Origin of the sequence: Pseudomonas sp. EA_65y_Pfl1_P113 (assembly GCF_963970525.1) — a bacterium.
In the GTDB taxonomy this organism is placed as follows: domain Bacteria; phylum Pseudomonadota; class Gammaproteobacteria; order Pseudomonadales; family Pseudomonadaceae; genus Aquipseudomonas; species Aquipseudomonas tritici.
Genome location: NZ_CAXAQM010000144.1, coordinates 1 through 767, shown reverse-complemented (window position 1 = coordinate 767; position 767 = coordinate 1). Strand labels below are relative to the sequence as shown.

The 767-nt window shown below is 68.7% G+C and carries 2 protein-coding genes; both read right to left on the bottom strand.

Annotation, left to right across the window (positions count from 1 at the left end; all coding sequences use genetic code 11):
* Positions 1-329: hypothetical protein (locus AACY52_RS28765; RefSeq protein ID WP_339561136.1), on the bottom strand; the 329-nt coding region annotated here is incomplete at its 3' end.
* Between the two features lie 163 nt (positions 330-492).
* Positions 493-767: hypothetical protein (locus tag AACY52_RS28760; protein ID WP_339561135.1), on the bottom strand; the 275-nt coding region annotated here is incomplete at its 5' end.

The window sequence follows — 767 nt, the reverse complement described above, 5'->3', positions numbered from 1 at the left end:
CCCTCGATCGTCAGCACCGGGCCATTGACCGCATCGAGCGGCAAAACCCCCGCCGAGCGCCAGCGAAACCCGAGCCGACACCCGCGAAAATCGCGCGCCGTCTCATAGCGCAGCAACGGATGATCGAAGCGGTCCTCCGCCTCCCAGATCAGCCCGGCCAGATCCCCAGACGTATAGAAGACGGCATCAACGCGCAGCGCATCTGCCGCGCTGGTCGTCACCCCCGCCATCATCGGCCGCGGAAAATTGACCGTCCAGAACCGCGGATCAAACCGCGACACCACGCCCTCGACCTGAACCGTGCGCTCGCTCGCCAACCAATATGCCATCTTCTTCCTCTCCCCTTCAGGGGAGCATCAGGTCGGTCATCCCCCCGGGATGACCTGAACCGTGCGGGGCACGGTTCACCTGATGCTGGCCGGGGAGAGGGGCAGTCAAAAGAACCGCCGCTCCAATCCGCTCTCCCAACATCGCCACCGCCAATGCAGCCCCTCACTCCATCAAAGCCGCCCGCACCGCCCGCGCCACCTGCCGGCTCGACGCCGCCAGCGCTTGCGGCGCATCGTTCCCGCCCTGCACCGTGATCGCCACGCGCACATCGCGCGCGCCGCCACCGCCCGCCGAAACCACGCTCCCGCTGGTGGTCGGCACGAACAGCTCGGGGCCCCTCTCCCCAACCAGATAGGGCCGCGCGGGCGACACTGGCCCACCCGTCGCCCGTCCCGGCGCGCCGATCAGACTGCCGAGCGTCGCCAGCAACCCGCCAG